We start from the raw sequence: 20,774 nt of genomic DNA, 5'->3' as shown, positions 1-20,774 counted from the left end.
GCCGGACCCTATCATCTCGCGCGGCCGCCGCAATGAGGCGTTCGCACCCGACGAGCCCTGGAAATCAAGCCGTCCCTCTGCCACACCTTCGCGACCGGCATCGGCACAAGCGATCGGGAGGGCGTGGACCATGGCGCGGAGCGCTCGTTTCGCAAATGTGGTGGCGGCTTTGGCCTGCTTCACCCTTCCGGCCCAGGCCCAAGTGCAGGCCCAAGTGCAAACTCAAGCGCCCGCACGCCCGGCACCGCCAGCCGCCGCGGCCGACCCCGTCTTCGAAGCCGCGAAAGCGGCGTTCGAGCCTTTGCCCGAGGCCGAGCGCAAGGGGTTGCAGGACGCCCTGGTCTGGACGGGCGACTACAACAGCGTGATCACCGGCACGTTCGGTCGACGCACCTACGACGCGCTCCTCGCCTACCAGAAGCGGACCGGAAATCCGGCTCCCGGCTTCCCCGACGCAAAGACGCGGGCGGCGATTCTCGCGGCCGGAGAGGTCGCCCGGAAGGCCGCGCGTTTCACGGTGAAGCCCGATCCCGCGAGCGGCGTCGTCATCGGCGTGCCTGAGCGCCTCCTCGCCAAGCGCAGCCCCCAAGGTGGCGGCACCCGCTGGCAGAGCGGGGATGGCCACGTCACCCTCGACACCAAGTCCTTCGGTCCGGGGGAAGCCGATCTCGACGCCCTGTTCGCCCGCGTCACCGCGCCGGCCGCCGACCGAAAGGTGACCTACAAGATCAAGCGGCCTGACTTCCTCGTGGTCACCGGAGAGACGGCGACGGGCAAATCCTACATCCGCTACGCGGCCGGCCCGCTAGGGATACGCGGCTTCACCATCGGCTACGACAAGGCCCTCGGGCCGGATGTGGACCGTCTCGTCATCGCCATCGCCAACAGCTTCGTCCCGTTTCCGGATGCGGCCGACGCGGCGCCCGCCCAAGTCGCCGCCTCCAATCCGGCGTCGGCGAAGCCTGCAGCGTCGGCCGACAAGCTCGCACCGGGCCCGGCCGCCAGAGCCATGCCGCTCCCCGGCCAGAGCGCGGCGCCGGTCGCCATCGGTCTCGTCGTCGCTCCGGGCCGTATCCTCACGAGCGCATCCGCACTGGAAGCCTGCGCGACCCCGCGGATCGCCGGATTGGCCGCGAAGATCATCACGACGGATAAGGGTCGCGGTCTCGCCCTGCTGGAAGCGCCCGGCCTGAAGACCCGCGCCGCCGCTTTGGCCGGGCGCGAAGCCGCGCTGGCGCCGGGCGATGCGGTCGTGGTGATCGGAGCCGATGCCGGGGGAGGCGTCGCCGTGTCGTCCGGAGAATCCGGTCATGACAGGCTCTATGCGCCGCTCCAGCCCGGATCGTCGGGTGCCGTCGTGCTCGCCCGTGACGGGACGCTGGCGGGCATCGTCGCCCGTTATCCAGCGGCGCCGCGCCTCGTCGCCGGAGTGGCTCCGCCGATGAGCTATCCGCTGGTGAGCGGTCGCATGGCGATGGCGTTCCTCAGCGAGAACGGAATTTCGTCGGGGCTGGCGGCGGAAAGGTCGGGGTCCACGATCGGCGCGGTCGCCCACGGGGCTGCCGGCTCGGTGGTGAGCCTCACCTGTCAGTAGACGTGCCGCCCGGCCGTGTCTGAAGGGCGAAGTTCGGTGACGCCGGAACGGCGGGGTGCCGGAACACCCCACCGTCCCTGGGATAACGCGATCAGAGACGTCCCGTGACCAGCAGCACGATCAGAATGATGATGAGGATGCCGCCGAGACCGAAGCTCTGACCGCGATAAGCGCCTCCACCGAGAAAGTTACCGCCGCCGAGAACCGCGAGGATCAGGATGATGAGCAGGATGGTGGTCAGGGTCATGGGATAGAAACTCCGGTCACGCCCAACCAACATTGCTTGAGCTTGACCGGTGAAACGTCCCTGCGTCGATTCCGTTCAACGCTCGGATGCCTGGATGATGCAGATTGATGACGGTGTTGCAGGAAAGTCGATCTCAAGCCCGCCAGTCCGGTAGGGCGCCCTGGTTTTCCGTGAGCCAGGCCGGCACCGGCAGGCCCCGTTCGGTGAGGAAGGTCGGGTTGAAGAGCTTCGAGGCATAGCGCGCCGCCCCGTCGCACAGGATGGTCGCGATGGTGTGGCCCGGGCCGAGAACCTGTGCCAGGCGGATCGCGCCGGCGACGTTGATTCCCGACGAGCCGCCGAGGCTCAAGCCTTCCTCGCGCATCAGTCCGAACACGATGTCGAGGGCCTCGGTGTCGGGAATGCGGAACGAATGATCTGGCCGGAAGCCTTCGAGATTGGCGGTCACCCGGCCCTGGCCGATCCCCTCGGTGATCGAGGAGCCCTCGGCCTTCAGGGTGCCGGTGGTGTAATAGGCATGCAGCGCGGAGCCTTCGGGATCGGAGAGGGCGATGGTGACGCCCGGCTTCAGGGCCCGTAGCGCCTGAGCGGTGCCGGCGAGCGTTCCCCCCGTGCCGGCCGCGCAGACGAAACCGTCGATGTCCCCGTCCGTCGCCGCGAAGAGTTCCGGGCCGGTCGTGTCCACATGCGCCTGTCGGTTGGCGATATTGTCGAACTGGTTGGCGAAAAAGGCACCGGCCAGTTCCGTCGCGGCCAGCCGCTCGGCGAGCCGGCGCGCCACGTGAACGTAATTGTCCGGGTTGGAGAACGGCACGGCCGGCACCTCGACGAGGCGGGCGCCTGCCAGCCGCAGCGTTTCCTTCTTCTCGGCCGACTGGGTCTCGGGGATGACGATGACCGTGCGGTAGCCGCGCACCGAGGCGACGAGGGCGAGCCCGATGCCGGTATTGCCCGCCGTGCCCTCGACGATGGTGCCGCCCGGCCGGATCAGTCCGCGCCGTTCGGCATCCTCGACGATGGACAGGGCCGCCCTGTCCTTCACCGACAGGCCGGGATTGAGGAACTCGGCCTTGCCGAGGATGGTGCAGCCGGTGAGGTCCGAGGCGCGCGACAGGCGGATCAGCGGCGTGCCGCCGATGGCGGCGAGGACATTGCCGGAGAGGGAAGCGTTGCGCGTGGTCATGGCTGGTCGGAAATGTCCTGCGAAGAAGGATCGTCGAAGACGTTCGACGACGCGCGAGCATGACGGAGACCACGTCCTCCGGCCACCCTCGATCGCATGGATCGCAGAAAGGCTGGCCGATCGGTCGGGAAGGGGTTGCCAAGCTGAAAAGGAGATTCTAGACACCCCCACCGACGGCGGAGCGCACAGCTCTCCCCCGGTCAGGTCGGCGCCCGTAGCTCAGCTGGATAGAGCACCAGACTACGAATCTGGGGGTCAGAGGTTCGAATCCTTTCGGGCGCGCCAAACACTCGGCTCGGTTTCCAGACCGGCTGAAACAGCAGGGGTAACGCTGTGGGTAGAACCACGAGCACCCTGAACATTCCAGCCGATCTCACGCTCCGTTCTCCGAACCGGCAACCGGACCGTTATGAGCGAGCGGGGATTGCCGCTATGGGCTCGGGCACCCTTCGACACCGCCGTCTTTCCTCATTCTCCCGAGCGACCTGATACGGCCCACCGATCCGTCGGTGCTGGCGGGTGGGACACGGTCTCGTCTGGCCTCGATACGGCCGGGGGTCTTGATTGATCGGAAGGGCATAAGAACTGGAACCGGCGCCGAAATTTTTCGAACGAGACCTAAAGTCGGCTTGAGCGTTGCTACGTCGCGGACCTTCCGGGGCCGCTCATAGGAGTCCGGGATGGGCATTTTCCAAGACCTCGTCGAAAGCGTCACCGCCTATATGGGCGACAAGACGCTGATGCATGCAGCCGTGTCGGCTGCCTCGAACGTCATCGTGGCTGACAGCGAGGTCGAGGAGGCGGAGGTCGAGGTCGCCCTGGCGGCCATGCGAGCCAACCCGATCATCGAGAAGGGCTACGACACGCTGATGCTGGAGGCCGAACTGTTCGACGGGATTGCGAGGGCTCGGACCCGTGTTGGGCGGGCCGACAATCTGAGCCGAGTCGCCGCCATCGCCGACAGGTCCGTCGAGCAACGGAACAGCGTGTTCCTGATCGCTGCCGATGCCGCCGACCATGAAGGAATCAGCGAGGTCGAGCATCTGGCGCTCGAAGAGGTCGCAGCCGCTCTGTCCGTCGATAAGGACGCGCTTCTCAGACTGGCTCCCGTGAAGCCTGCCATCCTGTCGTGAGACGACCGCGTGGGGTGAGTGCGAAACCCTCGCCCTCACTCTCCGAGCGGTTGATACGACCGATCGCTCCGTTTCGACATGCTCAAGGCAGGCCGTCGGGACGAGCCGGGGCGGGCGTTCCTGCACATCATGTGTGACCTACGCGCGACACCAAATGGTTAAGATGAAATTAACCATTCATGACGACCCCACGTTAGAGAACCTTCGACTATAGAGCCGGCATCGAACCCCTGCCGGTCATCGCCATGATCCTCGCTTCCCGCAATCTCGTCCACGACCACCGTGAGATCGCTGCCATCGCGATCACCTATGGGATTTTCCTCAGTGGGATCCTGTTGCTCACCTGGGCGATGGCCTGAACCAAGCTGCGTTTCGCCGGAAGCGTGTGCGTCTGGCGTCAGGAAGGGCGGCGGCGGTCCGTATGATGGTCTCGTCGCTCGGGCGCGCGCATCCGTCGAGTTCTCCGGATGTCCCAAAGCGGCCGGCCACGAAGGATGAGCCCGAGACGGATCTTCTCTCCGTCTTGGGGCGGTCCTTCGATCGCGGGATGATGGACTAGACGGCCGGTCGACCGATCACATCCGAAACCCGAGGTCATCGTCGCGATCGTATGGGCCCGACCGAACGTCGGACAGGCTTGCCCGCAGCCTCACCGGAACAAGCCCGAGAGACAACTCCTTTGCTCGTCGAGGCCTTCTTGAAGGCAAGCCGGACAGAGGAGGCGCATCCATGCAGAACAAGCTGACGAAGACCATCATCGGCGCCGTCATCGCCGTCGCGCTCGCCGTCGCCGTATCCTATGGGCTGATCAACCAGCAAACCGCCGATCAACTGCAGACCAAGGCGAGCCAGACTCTGTCGGACAATCAAGCTGCACCCCAGACCGCTCCCCAGCAGCCGACACCCGCGCCACAGGCCCCCAATCAGCCGGCGCCGACGCAGCCTGGACCCAACCAGCAGAACCCCGCGCCTGCACCTCGTCCGTGATGTGGCGGAGCCGCGCGCAGGCCTGAGCCGAGAGAGCGAGACTTTACCGCTCGGCGCTCCAATCTTCGGCGTGGAGAGGGGGGACCAATTCCAGTCCGCTACAGCGGAGCTAAATCAGGCCGGTGGCGGTCCGCAGCTTGGAATGTGAAGGGTTGATCCTCCCCCGCCTTCACGGACACGGGTTCAGCTCGCGTTCCGCTCGGCCTGCTCGGGCGTGATGTCGCCGAGAGCTGAGTGTATGCGCTGTCGATTGTAGTAGCCTTCGATGAAGGCGAACAAGTCGCGTCGGGCCTCCTCCCGGGTCGCCCATCGTCGTTGGTGGACGAGTTCGACCTTGAGGGTGTGGAAGAAGCTTTCCATCGGGGCGTTATCGTAGCAGCAGCCGGTCCGGCTCATGGAGGGTATCGCCTTCATGCCGACGAGCTGCGCTCGGTAGGCCTCGGCGGCGTATTGGCTGCCGCGATCCGAGTGGCAGATGAGGCCAGCCCCCGGTCGCTGCCGTTGGGTGGCCATCATCAGGGCCGCCGACGTCAGTTCGGTCCGCATGTGCTCGCGCATGGACCAGCCGACGATCTTGCGAGTGGCGAGATCGAGGACGGCGGCCAGGTAGAGCCAGCCCTCTCCGGTGGGGAGGTAGGTGATATCGGCCAGCCAGACGGTGTTGGGCAGCGCGGCGGAGAAATGCTGCCTCAAGAGGTTCGGCGCGATCGGCAGATCGTGGCGGCTGTCGGTGGTGCAGGGCCGAAATCGACGCCCTGCCAGAGCCTGAATGCCATGACGGCGCATCAGGCGCTCCACCCGCCCGCGACTGGCCGTTCGGCCCTCCGCGCAAAGGGCAGCATGAATCCGAGGCGAGCCGTAGCGCCTGTGATGCCCGGTGTGGATATGCCGGACGTCGTCGAGGAGTTGACGGTTGGACGTCGCCTAGGCGCTCTCGGAGCGTGATCGCCAGTCGTAGTAGCCGCTGTGAGAGACTTCGAGCACGCGGCACATGAGACGCACCGGCCAGGTGCCCGCATGCTGCTCGATGAAAGCGAACGTTACTTGGGCATCTCCGCAAAGATGCCGATCGCTTTTTTTAGGACGTCGCGCTCCATGCGCGTCCGGTCGAGTTCACGCCGCAGACGGGCAATCTCAGCGGCCTGGTCGGAGGGGGAAGCCACCGGGCTCGCAGGCGCGGCTCCTGGTGATGCTGCTGCCCGTGGTGGCGGTGAAGAGCCCCCCATCAGCGCCGTGCGCCACTGCCTCAGCATGGAGGGTTGGATTCCAAGTTCGGCCGCGATCTGCATCTGCGGGCGGCCACTGCTCTCCAGCAAGGCCACCGCCTCACGTTTGAACTCGGGTGTGAACTCGCGTCTCGTCTTGGTCATCAAACACCTTCCCCGCCCGTAACGAGCGTATCAGAGGTGTCCGTGAAACCAGGGGGAGGATCAGGTCGGCGGTTCGAGGCCGTCACCGTGCAGCGCTACATGCGCGCCAACGTCGAGCGTGCCGAGAGCGGTAGCCTCTCGCTGCGCTTGCTGCATGCCGAGTACGTCCAGGAGCTGCAGCGCATCCGGGGCAACCCGATTGGCGAAGAGAGCTTCCGAACCCGCCTGGAGAGCCTGGGCTACAGCATCGTGGATGGCGAATACGGCGAGATGGTCGAAAATGTAAAGACCATCTCTGTTGCCACCAAGCAGCATTTCTCCGCCGCGCTGCCCAACACCGTCTGGCTGGCCGATATCACCTACCTCCCCACCGGAGAGGGCTGGCTCTACCTGGCCGCCGTCCTCGATCTCGCCACTCGCAAGATCGTCGGCTGGTCCATGCGCGAGCACATGCGGACCGAACTGACGTCGGCGGCCCTGATGATGGCCACCCAACGGCAGCGACCGGGGGCTGGCCTCATCTGCCACTCGGATCGCGGCAGCCAATACGCCGCCGAGGCCTACCGAGCGCAGCTCGTCGGCATGAAGGCGATACCCTCCATGAGCCGGACCGGCTGCTGCTACGATAACGCCCCGATGGAAAGCTTCTTCCACACCCTCAAGGTCGAACTCGTCCACCAACGACGATGGGCGACCCGGGAGGAGGCCCGACGCGACTTGTTCGCCTTCATCGAAGGCTACTACAATCGACAGCGCATACACTCAGCTCTCGGCGACATCACGCCCGAGCAGGCCGAGCGGAACGCGAGCTGAACCCGTGTCCGTGAAGGCGGGGGAGGATCAAAGCTGTCTACTGCAGCCCAGTTGCAGTCCCAACCTGACGGGGCTGAGCTGCAAAGTCACCTAAGTCAGTGAGATATTTGGTGGGTGCACAAGGGTTCGAACCTTGGACCCGCTGATTAAGAGTCAGCTGCTCTACCAACTGAGCTATGCACCCATCGCCTTACGGCGGTCGCTGCGGTCCACCAAGCCCGCTGCGACGAGGGGGCTGATAGCAAAGGCCCCAGGGGGTGTCCACCCCCGGGGCCTCATTTTCCCGGCTAAACCGTCGCCGGGTGCTGGGCGTGCAGGCGCACCGCCGTGGCGGAGAGCTTGTTCAGGGCCGAGAGATAGGCGCGGGCCGAGGCCACCAGCGTGTCGGGATCGGCGCCCCGCGCCGTCACGCTGCGCTCGCCGTCCTTGAGGCGCACGGAGACCTCGGCCTGGGCGTCGGTGCCCTGGGTCACGGCATCGACCTTGTAGAGTTCGAGCTGCGCCTCATGCGGCACCAGGGCCTGGATCGCGTTGAAGACGGCGTCCACCGGGCCGTTGCCATCGGCTTCCTCGGTGACGATGCGGTCGTCGATGGCGAGCTTCAAGGTCGCCCGCTGCGGACCGCGCGTGCCGGCGATGACCGAGAGCGAGACGAGGCGGATGCGATCGTGCGCCGTGGCGAGGTTTTCGTCGACCAGGGCCTCGATATCCTCGTCGTAGACGTGCTTCTTGCGGTCGGCGAGCGCCTTGAATCGCTCGAACGCGTCCTGCAGCTGGTTGTCGGCGAGCTGGAGGCCGAGTTCCTCCAGTTTCGAGCGGAAGGCGGCGCGCCCGGAATGCTTCCCCATGACCAGGGAGGTCTTGGCGACGCCGACGGAGGCCGGCGTCATGATCTCGTAGGTCTCGGTGTGCTTGAGCATCCCGTCCTGGTGGATGCCGCTCTCGTGCGCGAAGGCGTTCCGGCCGACGATGGCCTTGTTGTACTGCACGGGGAAGTTCGTCGCGTGCGAGACGAGCTTCGAGGCGCGGGTCAGCATCGTGGTCTCGATGCCTGTCTCGTAGGGCATCACGTCGCCGCGTGTGCGGATCGCCATGACGATCTCCTCCAAAGCCGCGTTGCCGGCGCGTTCGCCGATGCCGTTCACGGTGCACTCGACCTGCCGGGCGCCGCCCTCGACGCCGGCCAGCGAGTTGGCGATGGCGAGGCCGAGATCGTCGTGGCAATGGACCGAGAAGATCGCCTTGTCGGCATTCGGCACCCGCTCGCGAACCTGGCGGAACATGCTGCGGTATTCGTCGGGTGTGGCGTAGCCCACCGTGTCGGGCAGGTTGATCGTCGTTGCGCCGGCCCGGATCGCGGCCTCGACGCAGCGGCACAGGTAGTCGATCGGCGTGCGGGTCGCATCCATGGCCGACCATTCCACGTCCTCGACGAGGTCGCGGGCCTGGGCCACGGTCTTGAGGATGATCTCGATGACCTCGTCCTGGGTCTTGCGCATCTGGTAGGCGAGATGGATCGGCGAGGTCGAGACGAAGGTATGGATGCGCCCGCGCCGGGCGTGACGCACAGCCTCGCCGGCCCGCGCGATATCGGCGGGAATCGCGCGGGCCAGCCCCGCGATGGTGGCGCGCCTGGAGCGGCGGGCGATCTCGGACACGGCCTCGAAATCACCGATCGAGGCGATGGGGAAGCCCGCCTCGATGATGTCGACGCCCATCGTATCGAGCAGTTCGGCGACCGCCAGCTTCTCGTCGAGGGTCATGGTCGCGCCCGGGCACTGCTCGCCGTCGCGCAAGGTGGTGTCGAAGATGAGGACCCTGTCCTTCGGGGAAACCGTCGGCTGGCTGGTGATGTCGGTCATGGCGTGTCGTCCTGTCGGAGGCGCGGTCGCTTGGGGACACGGCGCCTTTGAATCCATCGATCGGTTCGACGAGGCCTGTCGAGACCCTTCCGTCGCGAAACGATCCCCTGAATGCCCAGGCGCAGGCGCCCAGCCGGCCCTCAGGGGCGGATAAGGAGGAGGAGGCCGGCGAGAAGCGCCTGGGGACGCGCATGACCGCGCGCTGCCGCGAAGGCGGCGTCTGCGGTTCCGTGCGTGGAGCCGGCGCTGGCCAAGGCTCGTCTCTCCCGAATGGCGTGACAGGCGCGCAGGCGGCGCAACCTAGCGGCTTCGTACCCTTCGCCGCCCGCGTTGACAAGGATCGCACCGCACCGCCTCGCGCCCGTATCAAATCTCCGTGGGCAACGCCGCGGTCATTGTCGGGCGCCGGATCGCGCCTAGCTTGACCAGCACCCGTTCAGCGGCACGGCGCGGAAATCTCACCGCGCCGACATAACAATATCGGAAGGAACCGCCTCCCATGTCGCGCATTCTTACGCGTCGCTTCGTGCTACCCGGCCTGGCCCTGATCGCCGGCACCGTTCCCGGCTTCGCCATCGATCTCACCAAGACGATCGATGTCGCCGCTCCCCCGGCCAAGGTCTGGTCGACGATCGGCGATTTCTGCGGCATCGGAAACTGGCACCCGGCCATCGCCAAATGCGAACCCTCCACCAAGGGCGGTACGATGCTGCGCACCCTCAGCCTCAAGGGCGGTGGCTCCATCGTCGAATCGCAGACGGCGCGCGACGACAAGGCGATGAGCTACACCTACGCCATCGTCGAGAGCCCGCTGCCGGTCTCCGACTATTCCTCGACCATCGCCGTGAGCCCGAAAGGATCCGGATCGACGGTGACGTGGAAGGGAAGCTTCAAGGCCAAGGGCGCACCGGACGCGGTGGCGACGGACGCCATCACGGGCATCTACGAATCCGGCCTCGCGTCGATTGCCGAGAAGGCGAAGTAGAACGCGTTTACCGGGATCGACGGAGGCCGTTTCGCCCCCGAATCTCGTGATTGACGCGTTCCTTGCGCGAGGGCAAAGACCCGGCGCGGCAGCCACGCCGCGCCGGCACCTTCTGCCGGAACGCCGAAGGAAAACCCCGTGATCAGGAACGCCGTGTCCATGCAGCGCGCCAGCCTGCCGCTCGTCGTCTGCCTTGCCGCCGCGCTCGGGGCCTGCACCTCGTCCGGCCCGTCCCCGACGGCGGCCGCACCCGTCGCCGTCCCGGTCATGGCACCCTTGCCGGAAGGTTCCGGCTGCGGTCCGGGCATCGCCCGCACCCAGGCCGTCGTCGACAGCGACGTTGCGACCGGCAACCTCAACCAGCCGGTGGGCGCGCGCTTCTCGGGCGATCTCGCGCGTGCTGCCGAGGCCTGTCGCGCCGGCCGGGACCGGGAGGCGATCGGTCTCCTCGCTGCCGCCAAGGCTCGCTACGGCTATCCGTAGATCCGAGGTAACCGTCCCCTGTATCGACCTCTCCGAGAGACAGTCGGGCGTTTTCCGCGCCGATGAAGGGGCGCAGCCGAAGCATCCTCACGCCATCACGAAGGTGTGACCGCTTTAATGTCAGACCGTTTCTTCATGTGAACGCGTGAGGCGGAAGTCGGTGCCTGAGAGGACCGGCGCCATATCCTCTTCGAAAACTCGCAGGTCCTTGTCAGGCAACCGGAAAGTCACACCTGCCACATCCCTGGTGCGCTGCCATAAAAGGGCCGGGAAATCACCTATTGTCCAGGCCGACAAAATTTCGGTGACAGGCCCCGCGACGCATGAGCTCAGCGCCCAACAACATCACGCGATTGCCGACCGCCAAGGTCACCGCGCTCCAGTCGAAGGAAGCCGTGGCCCAGGAAGAGCGTGCGCGGGCCAACGAACTGGCTGTCAACGAGGATCGTGAACTGGTCCCGCAGCGGGATGACGAGACCAGGCGGGATCTGGCGCTCGGTTCCGAGGACGACGATACTTTTTCCCTCGTTCCCTTGCCGCCGCCCGAAAATGGCTGGGGCACCACGCTGATCAGCTTCGCCGTAGTCGTGCTCCTGCCGCTGTGCCTGCTCGGACTGTACTTCCTGTTCATGGCGACGCCGCAATACTTCGCGGAATTTCGTTTCTCGGTCACTGAAGTAACCCCATCGAGTGGGGCGCTCGGTGGGGGAAGCAGCGGTGGCACGGCGGCCGCTGCTGTCGCCAGCGCCATGGGCGGCCATGGCGGGGCGGTCACCGGGGGCACGGCCCAGAACTTCGTGGTGGTCGACTACCTCAAAAGCCGGCAGGTGCTCGACGAGCTCGCGCAGACCGTCAATGTGCGGGAGATTTACAGCAGGCCTGAGATCGACTGGCCGAGCAGGTTCGACAAGAACAGTTCCACGGAGCAACTGCTGCGACATTGGAACAAGATGATCTGGACGAATTTCGATCCGCTCACCGGATTGGCGTCGGTCGAGATCAAGGCATTCCGTCCCGACGACGCGCTGACCATCGCCAATCAGCTCGTTACCCTGTCGGAGACCCTCGTCAACAAGATCGCCAAGCGCGCTGAAGAAGATGCGGTCAAGTTCGCCGAGCAGGAGGTCGTTCGTGCCAAGGCGAGCCTCGACAAGACCCGTGCCGCCATGGCGGATTTCCGCGAAAAGGAAGGGGTGATCGACCCGATTCCCAGCGTCGTCACCGGCAACACGCAGCTCATCGGCACCCTGCGCGGGTCGGTGTCGCAGCTGGAGGCCGATTACGACACGATCCGTCGGCAGAACCTGAGCGAGACGGCGCCTTCGGTCCTGGCGCTCAAGTCCCGCGTTCAGGCCGCACGCGAACAGCTGGCCTCCGTCGAGCGTGAGGTCTCGGGCAGCCGCTCCGGTCGCAACGTCCTGGCCGGCGTCGTGGCCCGGTTCGAGGCGCTCGACATGGATCGGCAATACGCGCAGGCGATCCTTCTGACGTCGCTACAATCCCTGGATCGCGCGCGCGCGAGTGCTGCGGCCCAGCACCTCTACCTCACGCCCTACGTCCGCCCTGCTCTCCCAGAAAGCGCCGGTGGCCCACGTGTCTTCCTTTGGATGATACTCGCAGCGCTTCTGCTATCGATCGTCTGGTTCGTCGGTCTGCTGTCCCTGCGGTCGATCCAGAATAGCCGTGCCTAATGGCACAAACCTTCGACCGATGCGTCTAGATCATCTGCTTCGGTCAATGACTTCGACCAGTGCCAGCAACCGACAAGAAGGTTGAACACACGTCGGTCTGGGAAGCGGCAGCTTCGTTTCAGGCGGCATTATCGGATCATCATTGACGATGTCAGATTCCTCTATTGTCCTTCCGACGCCGCGCTCAAGACGGACCGCGAGGCCGTGGCTGACAATCATGGTCTCCTTGATCGTCAGGGATTTTGGATTCCGCTTCCGTAATTATAATCCGCTGATAGGAATCTTGATTTTCGTCGAGCCGATTTTCATCATTCTGACAGTCGCCGCGATGCGGATTTATCTCTTCGGAAAGGTGCCCCCTTTCGGTTCTTCAGTCGTTCTCTTCATGGGAGCCGGGGTCTTTCCGTTCTACATATTTCGTCGTTGTGCTCGCGGCGTTCGGGCGCTCAAGTCGCGGACGGCTGAATACTATTTTGTAAAACCCTTCGATTTTTTGCTCGCACGTTTTCTAATACAGCAATTTCAAAACATTGCTCTGATGTTTCTATTCTTCCTGACCATGTGGCTGTACGGTATACCCGAAGCGGCACCTTGGGCGCCGGAGAAATGTGCGCTCAGTCTTCTGGCGGTCAGCTGTCTCGCACTTGGAACTGCCCTCATCAACTCTGCGATCCGGTCTTACTTCCCCGGATGGGCAAAGATCTACGCCTTCCTCAGTCGACCTCTGATGATGTTCAGCGGAGCTTTCAAGACGGTGGACCTGACTCCCGAGCCCATGCGAACGATATATGCGTGGAATCCGCTTTCCCATGTCATCGAACTATTCCGATGGGGCATTTACCCGAATTATCCGGTTGCAAGTTTAGACGGAATATATCTTGCCAAATGGTCAGTCGGAACTCTCGTTGTTGGTATTATCTTATATAACAACAGAGAAGATGCCTGATTGAATTTGTTAGGAAAAAGTGGAGCGGAGGATCAATCTTGTCGCTCCACTCATGCGGGGAGCTTTCCATCACCGCTGCTTCACATCCCTGAAAGCGCCAAGCTCACCTTCATCACGGTGCCATCGTCCTTGTCCGGCTGGGCCGCGAATCCGAGGCGGCGGCACACGGCCAGCATGGCGCGGTTCTCGCGGAGCACGGTGCCCTCGATGCGCTGGAGGCCCTCCGCCCGCGCCCAGTCGATCATCAACTGCATCAATGCGAAGCCGAGTCCGGTGCCCTTTCGGTCGCTGCGGATGAGGATGGCGTATTCGCCGCTCTCGTGGTTGGCGTCCGCATGCAGGCGAACCGCACCGAGCATCGACGCCGTCTCCGCCTCGATGGCGACGAAGGCGATGGCACGGGCGTAGTCGAGCTGCGTCAACCGCGCCAGGAAGGCGTGGTTGAAGTCGCGCACCGGCATGAAGAAGCGCAGGCGCAGATCCTCGGCGCTGACCTGCTCGAAGAAGGTCTTGAACAGCCCCTCGTCTTCCGGCCTGACCGGACGCACGGTGATCTTCTCGCGCTTCAGGACGAGATTGCGCTCCCATTCCACCGGATAGGGGCGGATGGCGAAGCGCGGATTATGAGTGCCGCCGCGCCGTTCCGGTGCGGGGCCGATCATCACACGGGCATCGAGGGCCAGCACGCCGTTGGCGTCGGCGAGCAAGGGATTGATGTCGAGTTCGCGCACCTCCGGCAGGTCGGCCGAGAGCTGTGCGAGCTTGACGAGGACGAGGCCGAGCGCCCTCCGATCCACTGCCGGCACGTCACGATAGGCGGCGAGCCGCCGTGCCACCCGCGTGCGGTCGATGAGTTCGCTGGCGAGCCGGAGATCGAGGGGAGGCAGGCTGAGTGCCCGGTCGTCGATGACTTCCACGGCGACGCCGCCCCGGCCGAACACCACGACGGGGCCGAAGACGGGGTCCTCGGCAAGGCCGGCGATGAGTTCGCGGCGCTTGCCCTTGCGGATCATGGGCTGGACCGCGAATCCCATGATCCGCGCATCCGGCCGCTGGCGCCGGGAACGGGTGAGAATATCGGCGGCGGCGGCCCGCACATCCGCCTCGCTGGTGAGGTCGAGGCGAACCCCGCCGACATCTGATTTGTGGACGATATCCGGCGAGACCACCTTCAACGCCACCGCGCTGCCCTCGGCGATGATGGGCCAGGCGGCGGCGGCTGCCGCATCGATGTCGGGGGCGAGCGTGAGCGGCACGCTGTCGATACGATAGGCGGTGAGCAGGCCTGCCACGGCGAGGGGATCGAGCCAGGTCTCTCCTGCTTCGAGAGCGGTGGCGACGATCGCGCGGGCGGCCTCGACGTCGGGTGAGAATTCGCGGGGCAGCGAATCCGGTGTGCGCATCAGGTCGTCCTGCGCCTCGCGGTAGCGGACGAGGTGCATGAAACCCTCGACGGCATCCGCGTCGGTGGCGAAGCGCGGGATTCCGGCAGCGGCGAGCACCGCCCCGGCCTCTCCGTCATCGCCGACCGTCACCGCGAAGACGGGCTTGCGCCGTCCGCCCTTGCGTCTGGCGGCGCTCACCGTGTCGGCGATGGCCGAGGCGACGCCGGCACTGTCGGAGCGGGCGGTGGGCACGTGGATCGCCAGCACGGCGTCGTTGGCGGGATCGGCGAGGAGGGGGGCGAGGGCGCCGGCATAGGCCAGGGCGTCGGCCTCGACGCCGAGATCGGCGGGATTGCCGCCCGCCCCTGTCGCGGCCAGCGTGCCGCCCCGATCCGCGAGCCTGTCGGCGGCGAGCGCTCCGATGCCCTCGCCATTGCCGAGGATGGCGAGGCGCTGGCCGGGGAAGGGTCGTTGCCGGCCGAGGGTCTCCGCCGCCGAGAACATGGCGTCGAGCCCATCGACGCTCAGCAGACCCGCCCGGCGAAACGCCGCCTCGTAGACGGCATCCGGCCGGGCAAGGGCGCCGGTATGAGTGACGGTGTGGCGCAGGGGGGCCTCATGGCGACCCGTGCGCAGGACGAGGACGGGCTTGGCCCGCGCCGCGGCACGGGCGGCCGACATGAACTTGCGGGCGTTGGGGATCACGTTCAACGACAGCAGGATCGCCCGCGTGTGGATGTCGGCCGCGAAATGGTCGAGGCAATCGGCGATGTCGATATCGCAGGCGGTGCCGAGCGACAGGATGGCCGAGAATCCGACGTCGCGATGCGCCGCCCAGGCGACGATGCCGGCCGCCACCGTGCCCGATTGCGAGATGAGGGCGAGATCGCCCGCCTTCGGGGTCCCCGCGAACAGGCTCGCATCGAGCGCCGCGCGCGGCACCATCAGCCCCATGCTGTTGGGACCGAGGAGGCGCATGCCCCATCGTCTGGCACGGTTGCGCACCGCCTCGCACAGGTCGGCCGGCATGTCGGAGGTGAGGATGACGGCCACGGCGGCACCTCGCAGGCCCGCCTTGTCGACCCAGCCCTCGACTGCTGGGGCTTCCGCCACGATCACGACGAGATCCGGCGTCACGGGCAGATCGTCGAGGGTCGGAAGTCCCGTCTCGCCGACGAGGTGGACCGAACCGCCGAACCCGGCCTTGGCCAGGTTACCGGCCACGGCAAGACCGAGCGCGCTGCGGCCGAAGCCGACGATCGCGATCGTCCGTGGCGCCAGCAACGCCTCGAAACGATAGGTGCTCATGGACGGGCGTGACCTTCGTTCGGGCCGGCGCGAAGGATTGCGACATCGCGCCGAGCGGCAAGGTATAGGCGCGGATCACTCACGATCGGGGGAAGAAAATGTCAGAGACGGCAGCTTACGAGATTTCCGGCGCGATCGTCGAGGCGATGCGATCCCTGATCACGCTGGGATTGAGCCAGGGCACCGCCGGCAACGTCTCCGTACGTTTCGGCGACGGCTTTCTCATGACACCTTCAGGCATCCCGGCCGATGAATTGCGGCCCGACGACATCGTACCGATGACGATGGAGGGGACGCATCGGCATGCTCTTGTCCCCTCGTCCGAATGGCGCTTCCATCGCGACATCCTGCGGCAGAGGCCCGAAATCGGCGCCGTCGTGCATGCACATCCGACGTATTGTACCGCCTTCGCCATGTGCGGGCGTGAGATCCCGGCCGTCCATTACATGATTGCCGCCGCCGGCGGCCCGACGATCCGCTGCGCGCCCTACGCTCCCTATGGCACGGAAGAGCTATCGATCGCGGCAGTCACCGCTCTCGATGGTCGTCTGGGATGCCTGCTGGCCAACCATGGGATGATCGCGACGGGCAGAGATCTCGCCAAGGCTCTCTGGCTGGCGGTGGAGATGGAGGCCCTGTGCCGCCAGTATGCCGTCGCGCTGCAGGTCGGGCAGCCGGTCATCCTCTCGGACGCCGAGATCGCGCGAACCGTGAAGCGGTTCGAAAGCTACGGACCGCGTAGCAGGACCGAGATGCCATGAGCGAAGGGGGCGTTTGGTGAAGACTCGTCTCGGGATGAATACGTAGGCGTGACTGCAAGGCCCCATATCCGAAGTTGAGAGCGGCCTTTTCTGGTCCGGGCTGGATATTGAATATCGACGTGATCTTTGCGGGAGGGGCGAAAAAAAATTTGAAGGACCACCCTTACTGCCTGTGATTATGTTGCGTGCAATCTATTTCGAGGACACGCATCGTAAGTTGCGAAGCCGAACCAAAATAGCTCTGTTACTGATCGCCGCCGCCCGATTTTATAAATAACTTGCGCATTTCATGATCGAGCGCATTTTTTTTCAGGCCGAGCGAGCTAAAAAATTTCATATCATCGCGATGTCATCAAACGATTATGCAAAATCCAGGCGTCGCTACAGCACAACCAAAGCTTCTTCTCAATTGTCGGCAGCACCCTCGTCTTGTCAGAGCCTCTTGCGCTTTGTTAACGGCTAGCATACGAACGTCCTAGTCAATCCTAGCTGATGCAAGATCTTGCCGCCTGGTTCGACTGGCACCTCAGTCTGGTCGGTTAGGCTGTGATAATTTTCGGAGGCGAACGTGGACGTCGAGAACGACTTTGTAACGGATTACATAGAGCTTACGGCGGATATCGTCTCGGCCTTCGTAAGCAACAATTCCGTGCCGGTTTCCGATATTCCGGCGCTCATCGCGTCGATTCATGCGACGCTGGGCAGCCTCTCGGCGTCCGCCGCTCCGGCGAAGGTCGAGCCTCTGACACCGGCCGTGTCCATCAAGCGCTCGATCACGCCAGACTTCGTCATCTGTCTCGAAGACGGCAAGAAATTCAAATCGCTGAAGCGCCACCTTCGGACGCGCTATTCCATGACGCCGGAAGAATACCGCGCGAAATGGAACCTCCCGAGCGACTATCCGATGGTCGCACCCAATTACGCGGCCGCGCGGTCGGAACTCGCGAAGAATATGGGTCTCGGGCAACAGCGCAGGAAGACCCGCGCCAAGGCTCCCGCGGCTGAGGCACCCGCGGCACCCGCACCGCGTGGACGTCGTCCCCGCACGGCTGCCGTAGCCGCTACAGCGTAGATATCGTTCCATGGCGGGCCTGAACGGCCTGCCTCGGCAAGATCGGGATCTTGCGGCGGATCACCGAAGGAAGACCTTCGCTCTGGGCCCGTGCCGAAGTGCTCGGGTCACTGCCAATGCTCGATCGCAGAAATTTTCCACAGGAGAGTTTCTTGATCGAGTACTGCGTAGGTCGTGACTCTTTGAGCAAATAACCCAAAATTTTGTTTTGAACTCAATGACGGAAGACGAAGAATAGCTGTCAGCCGAATAAAATATATTGAGAACCGCTTTAGATAAGCAATCATTTCTGATCGACGATTCATATATCGCCGACAGCCGGCGTCTTGTTGCATCGGAATGATAGTTTTTCGAGACACGTCTCAGCGACATCTCGAATCTTCCCTCGTTTCATCGTCGGACAGGAACGTGGAGGCTCTCCGCGTGCCCTCTCTCGTCGTCGACGTTAGGCGTGCCGCAAGACCCTCCATGCATTCTAGGAGCGACGGGGATCTGTCGATGCGCAGGTGGTGGCGCGCGCCCTGTCGGCAAGGAAAGGGTGCGCATGTCCGGTCGATCGAGCCTCGTCGCCCGCCTGTTCTGGACGACGGTGATCGGTGGGGCCTTCGCCTTCTGGTTCGGCCTCCCCGCTCTGGCGGCGACCGGTCTCTGTCTCTGCCTGATCCTGCTGCGTCGGCTCGACCGGCCCCGCCGCTTCAGGAGCTCGGTGCGCCGCCTCGCTCGGGCCCATGCCGGTACCCTCGCCCTGCGACGTCGCCAGGAATGCTTCGAGGACGCCTACGGCAATCGGATCGACGACGGCTGGTTGCGTGAGCGGGATTACTTCGCCGAGCGGACGATCCTGCCGCATCTCGACGCCAAAGGCTTCACCGATCTCGCGGATACCCGGTGGGCCACGGTCCTCGACATCATCGACGAGGTCGCCCTGTCCGTGGATCTGCCGGACGAGGACGAGGCTCCGGAAGACGGCATCGCCTATGAGCGCTTCTGTGCCGAAGCCTTGCGCGAGGCGGGCTGGTCGGCGCGCCCCACGAAAGCCAGCGGGGACCAGGGCGCCGATGTGGTTGCCGAGCGGGCGGGAACGCGCCTGGTTCTGCAGTGCAAGCGCTATACGAAGCCCGTCGGCAACGCGGCGGTGCAGGAGGTGGCGGCAGCCGCACGCTACTGGCAGGCGGATATGGCCGCCGTCGTTTCCAATGCCGGCTTCACTCCCGCCGCCCGCAGGTTGTCGGGTGCCACCGGCGTCCTTCTGCTTCACCACGATGCCCTGCGACAGCTTTCGCCGGTGCGGAAGTCCAAGCGCCTCAACACTGCGCCGGCCTGACGCAGGGATATCAACCCAACCTCAGCGATCCCTATCCATAAGGTCGAGCTCACAGAGGTTCGGCGTACGAATGCCGCCGCGCGGTCTCAACTCGTCTTGAGGGGAAGCCAGGCCCGCCCGTCGCGGGTGAGCAATGTGTCGGCTCCAGCCGGCCCGTCGCTGCCCGCCGCATAGGCCTCCACCGGGGCATCGGCCCAGGCCTGGATCAGAGGATCGACGGCCGCCCAGCCCGCCTCGATGGCGTCGGCCCGCTGGAACAGGGTCGGATCGCCGACCATGCAATCGTAGATCAAGGTCTCGTAACCAACGCTCGGCGTCTCCGTGAAGAAATCGCCGAAACGGAACGAGGACGTGACCGCGCCGAGATGCATCTCGGGCCCCGGTCGTTTGGCGTTCCACTGCGTGCTGAGGCCCTGTTCTGGGTCGATATGCAGACGCATCACGTTGGGCGCGAGTTCGGTGCCCGCGAACAGGCCATGGCTCGGCGGCTTGAAATGCACGGCGATCTCGGTGAGGCGCCCCGCCATACGCTTTCCGGTGCGCAGGTAGAACGGCACGCCGGACCAGCGCGGGTTCTCGATGGCGAGTTTCAGGGCGACGTAGGTCTCGGTGCGCGAATCGCCCGAGACATTGTCCTCCTCGCGATATCCCCTCACCGGTCGTCCCTGCTCCTCGCCGGCCGCGTATTGGCCACGCACCGCATGGTCCGGCGCCACCGGCAGCACGGCCTGCTCGATCCGCGCCTTCTCGTTGCGGATATCCTCCGCATCGAAACTGCCGGGCGGCTCCATCGCCACCATGGAGAGGAGCTGGAACAGGTGGTTCGGCACCATGTCGCGCAGGGCGCCGGTCGGCTCGTAGAAGGCGCCGCGCTGCTCCACGCCGATCGTCTCGGCCGCGGTGATCTGCACATGGTCGATGTGGCGGGCGTTCCAGATCGGCTCCAGCATGCCGTTGGCGAAGCGGAGAGCCAGGATGCTCTGGACAGTTTCCTTGCCGAGGAAGTGATCGATGCGGAACACCTGGCCCTCGTCCGCCTGTTTCAGGATCCGGGCGTTGAGGGCCTCGGCCGAAGCGAGGTCGGTGCCGAACGGTTTCTCGATCACCACCCGGCGGAAGCCGCCGTCAGCCTCCTTCAACAGGCCGGCCGCGCCGAGGTTGTCGACTACGGGGCCGAAGAAGCGGGCGGAGACCGCGAGATAGAAGATCACGCTGCCGCTGACGGCGGCTCCGAGCCGCTGGTAGGTCTCCGCGGCCTCGAAATCTCCCTTGGTGAAGGTCAGGCGGTCGCGGATGAAGCCCCAATGCCGCGGATCGATGGAAGCCGGGTGGAATTCGGAGGTGCGGTCCTGGGTGAAGGACTGCATCGTCTGCGAGAGGTCGTCGCGCCACTGATCGGTCGTGCGGTCGTTATGGTCGATGCCGACGATCTTCAGCTCGTCAGAGAGCAGGCCGTCGGAGGCGAGATTGTAGAGCGCCGGCATCAGCAGCCGCTTCGTCAGGTCGCCGGCCGCCCCGAAGATCACGAGAGTGCAGGCCGGAGCCTTCTTGATCTCGTCATTGGCGCGAGGCTGCTTGCCGGCATTCGCTGCGGCATCGGGAAGGGTCATGGGAAAAAGCACTCCGGGCA

Annotated in this window: 16 protein-coding genes, 2 tRNA genes and 1 pseudogene; 12 read left to right on the top strand and 7 right to left on the bottom strand. The window is 64.9% G+C overall.

Annotated features, from left to right (window positions below; translation table 11 throughout):
* The first annotated feature begins 130 nt into the window (after nt 1–130).
* Nucleotides 131–1,594 carry a trypsin-like peptidase domain-containing protein gene (locus A3OK_RS0117355; RefSeq protein WP_019906157.1) on the top strand — a complete coding sequence of 488 codons (1,464 nt, stop codon included), beginning with the start codon at nt 131–133 and terminating at the stop codon, nt 1,592–1,594.
* A 91-nt stretch (nt 1,595–1,685) separates the two neighbouring features.
* On the opposite strand, the gene A3OK_RS24160 is transcribed toward A3OK_RS0117355, so the two are convergent.
* Together A3OK_RS24160 and A3OK_RS0117345 are read right to left on the bottom strand one after the other, a co-directional pair.
* Entirely contained in the window at nt 1,686–1,841 is a 156-nt protein-coding gene (locus tag A3OK_RS24160; protein ID WP_018046049.1) for a hypothetical protein, read from the bottom strand.
* Nucleotides 1,842–1,974: 133 nt separating this feature from the next.
* Nucleotides 1,975–3,024 (bottom strand): cysteine synthase A, encoded by a 1,050-nt coding sequence (locus A3OK_RS0117345; protein WP_019906156.1) that lies wholly within the window; start codon nt 3,022–3,024, stop codon nt 1,975–1,977.
* Between the two features lie 208 nt (nt 3,025–3,232).
* Between A3OK_RS0117345 and A3OK_RS0117340 the strand changes: the two genes are divergently transcribed.
* The 3 genes from A3OK_RS0117340 (at nt 3,233) to A3OK_RS0117320 (ending at nt 5,144) form a co-directional block, all read left to right on the top strand.
* A tRNA-Arg gene (locus A3OK_RS0117340) sits at nt 3,233–3,309 on the top strand.
* Between the two features lie 395 nt (nt 3,310–3,704).
* Complete coding sequence (locus tag A3OK_RS0117335) at nt 3,705–4,157, top strand: hypothetical protein (protein WP_019906155.1); 453 nt, start codon at nt 3,705–3,707, stop codon at nt 4,155–4,157.
* Nucleotides 4,158–4,886: 729 nt separating this feature from the next.
* The gene (locus tag A3OK_RS0117320) at nt 4,887–5,144 is read left to right on the top strand and encodes a hypothetical protein (protein ID WP_019906152.1); all 258 of its coding nucleotides are present in this window, start codon (nt 4,887–4,889) and stop codon (nt 5,142–5,144) included.
* Between the two features lie 183 nt (nt 5,145–5,327).
* Here the strand turns inward: A3OK_RS0117320 and A3OK_RS23030 are convergent.
* A pseudogene (locus A3OK_RS23030) lies at nt 5,328–6,514 on the bottom strand (IS3 family transposase).
* A 99-nt stretch (nt 6,515–6,613) separates the two neighbouring features.
* Here A3OK_RS23030 and A3OK_RS23025 point away from each other — a divergent pair.
* On the top strand, nt 6,614–7,327 hold the full coding sequence (locus A3OK_RS23025) for an IS3 family transposase (RefSeq protein WP_245259445.1): 714 nt from the start codon (nt 6,614–6,616) through the stop codon (nt 7,325–7,327).
* Nucleotides 7,328–7,435: 108 nt separating this feature from the next.
* Here A3OK_RS23025 and A3OK_RS0117300 read toward each other — a convergent pair.
* Together A3OK_RS0117300 and A3OK_RS0117295 are read right to left on the bottom strand one after the other, a co-directional pair.
* Nucleotides 7,436–7,511: transfer RNA gene (locus tag A3OK_RS0117300), tRNA-Lys, on the bottom strand.
* Nucleotides 7,512–7,614: 103 nt separating this feature from the next.
* Nucleotides 7,615–9,189: a 2-isopropylmalate synthase gene (locus A3OK_RS0117295; RefSeq protein ID WP_019906148.1), complete on the bottom strand. Its 1,575-nt coding sequence runs from the start codon at nt 9,187–9,189 to the stop codon at nt 7,615–7,617.
* Between the two features lie 499 nt (nt 9,190–9,688).
* On the opposite strand from A3OK_RS0117295, the gene A3OK_RS0117290 reads away from it, so the two are divergent.
* The 4 genes from A3OK_RS0117290 to A3OK_RS0117275 all read left to right on the top strand — a co-directional run bounded on the left by A3OK_RS0117290 (nt 9,689) and on the right by A3OK_RS0117275 (nt 13,294).
* On the top strand, nt 9,689–10,174 hold the full coding sequence (locus tag A3OK_RS0117290) for an SRPBCC family protein (RefSeq protein WP_019906147.1): 486 nt from the start codon (nt 9,689–9,691) through the stop codon (nt 10,172–10,174).
* 138 nt (nt 10,175–10,312) lie between these two features.
* Entirely contained in the window at nt 10,313–10,657 is a 345-nt protein-coding gene (locus tag A3OK_RS0117285) for a hypothetical protein (RefSeq protein ID WP_019906146.1), read from the top strand.
* Nucleotides 10,658–11,010: 353 nt separating this feature from the next.
* Nucleotides 11,011–12,348 (top strand): hypothetical protein, encoded by a 1,338-nt coding sequence (locus A3OK_RS0117280; RefSeq protein ID WP_245259377.1) that lies wholly within the window; start codon nt 11,011–11,013, stop codon nt 12,346–12,348.
* Between the two features lie 217 nt (nt 12,349–12,565).
* The gene (locus A3OK_RS0117275; protein ID WP_019906144.1) at nt 12,566–13,294 is read left to right on the top strand and encodes an ABC transporter permease; all 729 of its coding nucleotides are present in this window, start codon (nt 12,566–12,568) and stop codon (nt 13,292–13,294) included.
* Nucleotides 13,295–13,374: 80 nt separating this feature from the next.
* On the opposite strand, the gene A3OK_RS0117270 is transcribed toward A3OK_RS0117275, so the two are convergent.
* Complete coding sequence (locus A3OK_RS0117270; RefSeq protein WP_019906143.1) at nt 13,375–15,987, bottom strand: bifunctional acetate--CoA ligase family protein/GNAT family N-acetyltransferase; 2,613 nt, start codon at nt 15,985–15,987, stop codon at nt 13,375–13,377.
* 98 nt (nt 15,988–16,085) lie between these two features.
* On the opposite strand from A3OK_RS0117270, the gene A3OK_RS0117265 reads away from it, so the two are divergent.
* The 3 genes from A3OK_RS0117265 to A3OK_RS0117255 all read left to right on the top strand — a co-directional run bounded on the left by A3OK_RS0117265 (nt 16,086) and on the right by A3OK_RS0117255 (nt 19,144).
* Entirely contained in the window at nt 16,086–16,748 is a 663-nt protein-coding gene (locus tag A3OK_RS0117265) for a class II aldolase/adducin family protein (protein WP_019906142.1), read from the top strand.
* A 568-nt stretch (nt 16,749–17,316) separates the two neighbouring features.
* Nucleotides 17,317–17,820, top strand: coding sequence for a MucR family transcriptional regulator (locus A3OK_RS0117260; protein WP_019906141.1), 504 nt, complete (start codon nt 17,317–17,319; stop codon nt 17,818–17,820).
* Between the two features lie 544 nt (nt 17,821–18,364).
* Nucleotides 18,365–19,144 (top strand): restriction endonuclease, encoded by a 780-nt coding sequence (locus tag A3OK_RS0117255; RefSeq protein ID WP_019906140.1) that lies wholly within the window; start codon nt 18,365–18,367, stop codon nt 19,142–19,144.
* 86 nt (nt 19,145–19,230) lie between these two features.
* Here the strand turns inward: A3OK_RS0117255 and zwf are convergent, their stop codons facing one another.
* Nucleotides 19,231–20,754, bottom strand: coding sequence for a glucose-6-phosphate dehydrogenase (gene zwf / locus A3OK_RS0117250; protein WP_019906139.1), 1,524 nt, complete (start codon nt 20,752–20,754; stop codon nt 19,231–19,233).
* Nucleotides 20,755–20,774 lie beyond the last annotated feature (20 nt).

The sequence above is a fragment of the Methylobacterium sp. 77 genome, assembly GCF_000372825.1.
Classification (GTDB): Bacteria; Pseudomonadota; Alphaproteobacteria; order Rhizobiales; family Beijerinckiaceae; genus Methylobacterium.
Note: the sequence above shows the minus strand (reverse complement) of the source record. Positions and strands in the feature narration are given on the sequence as shown.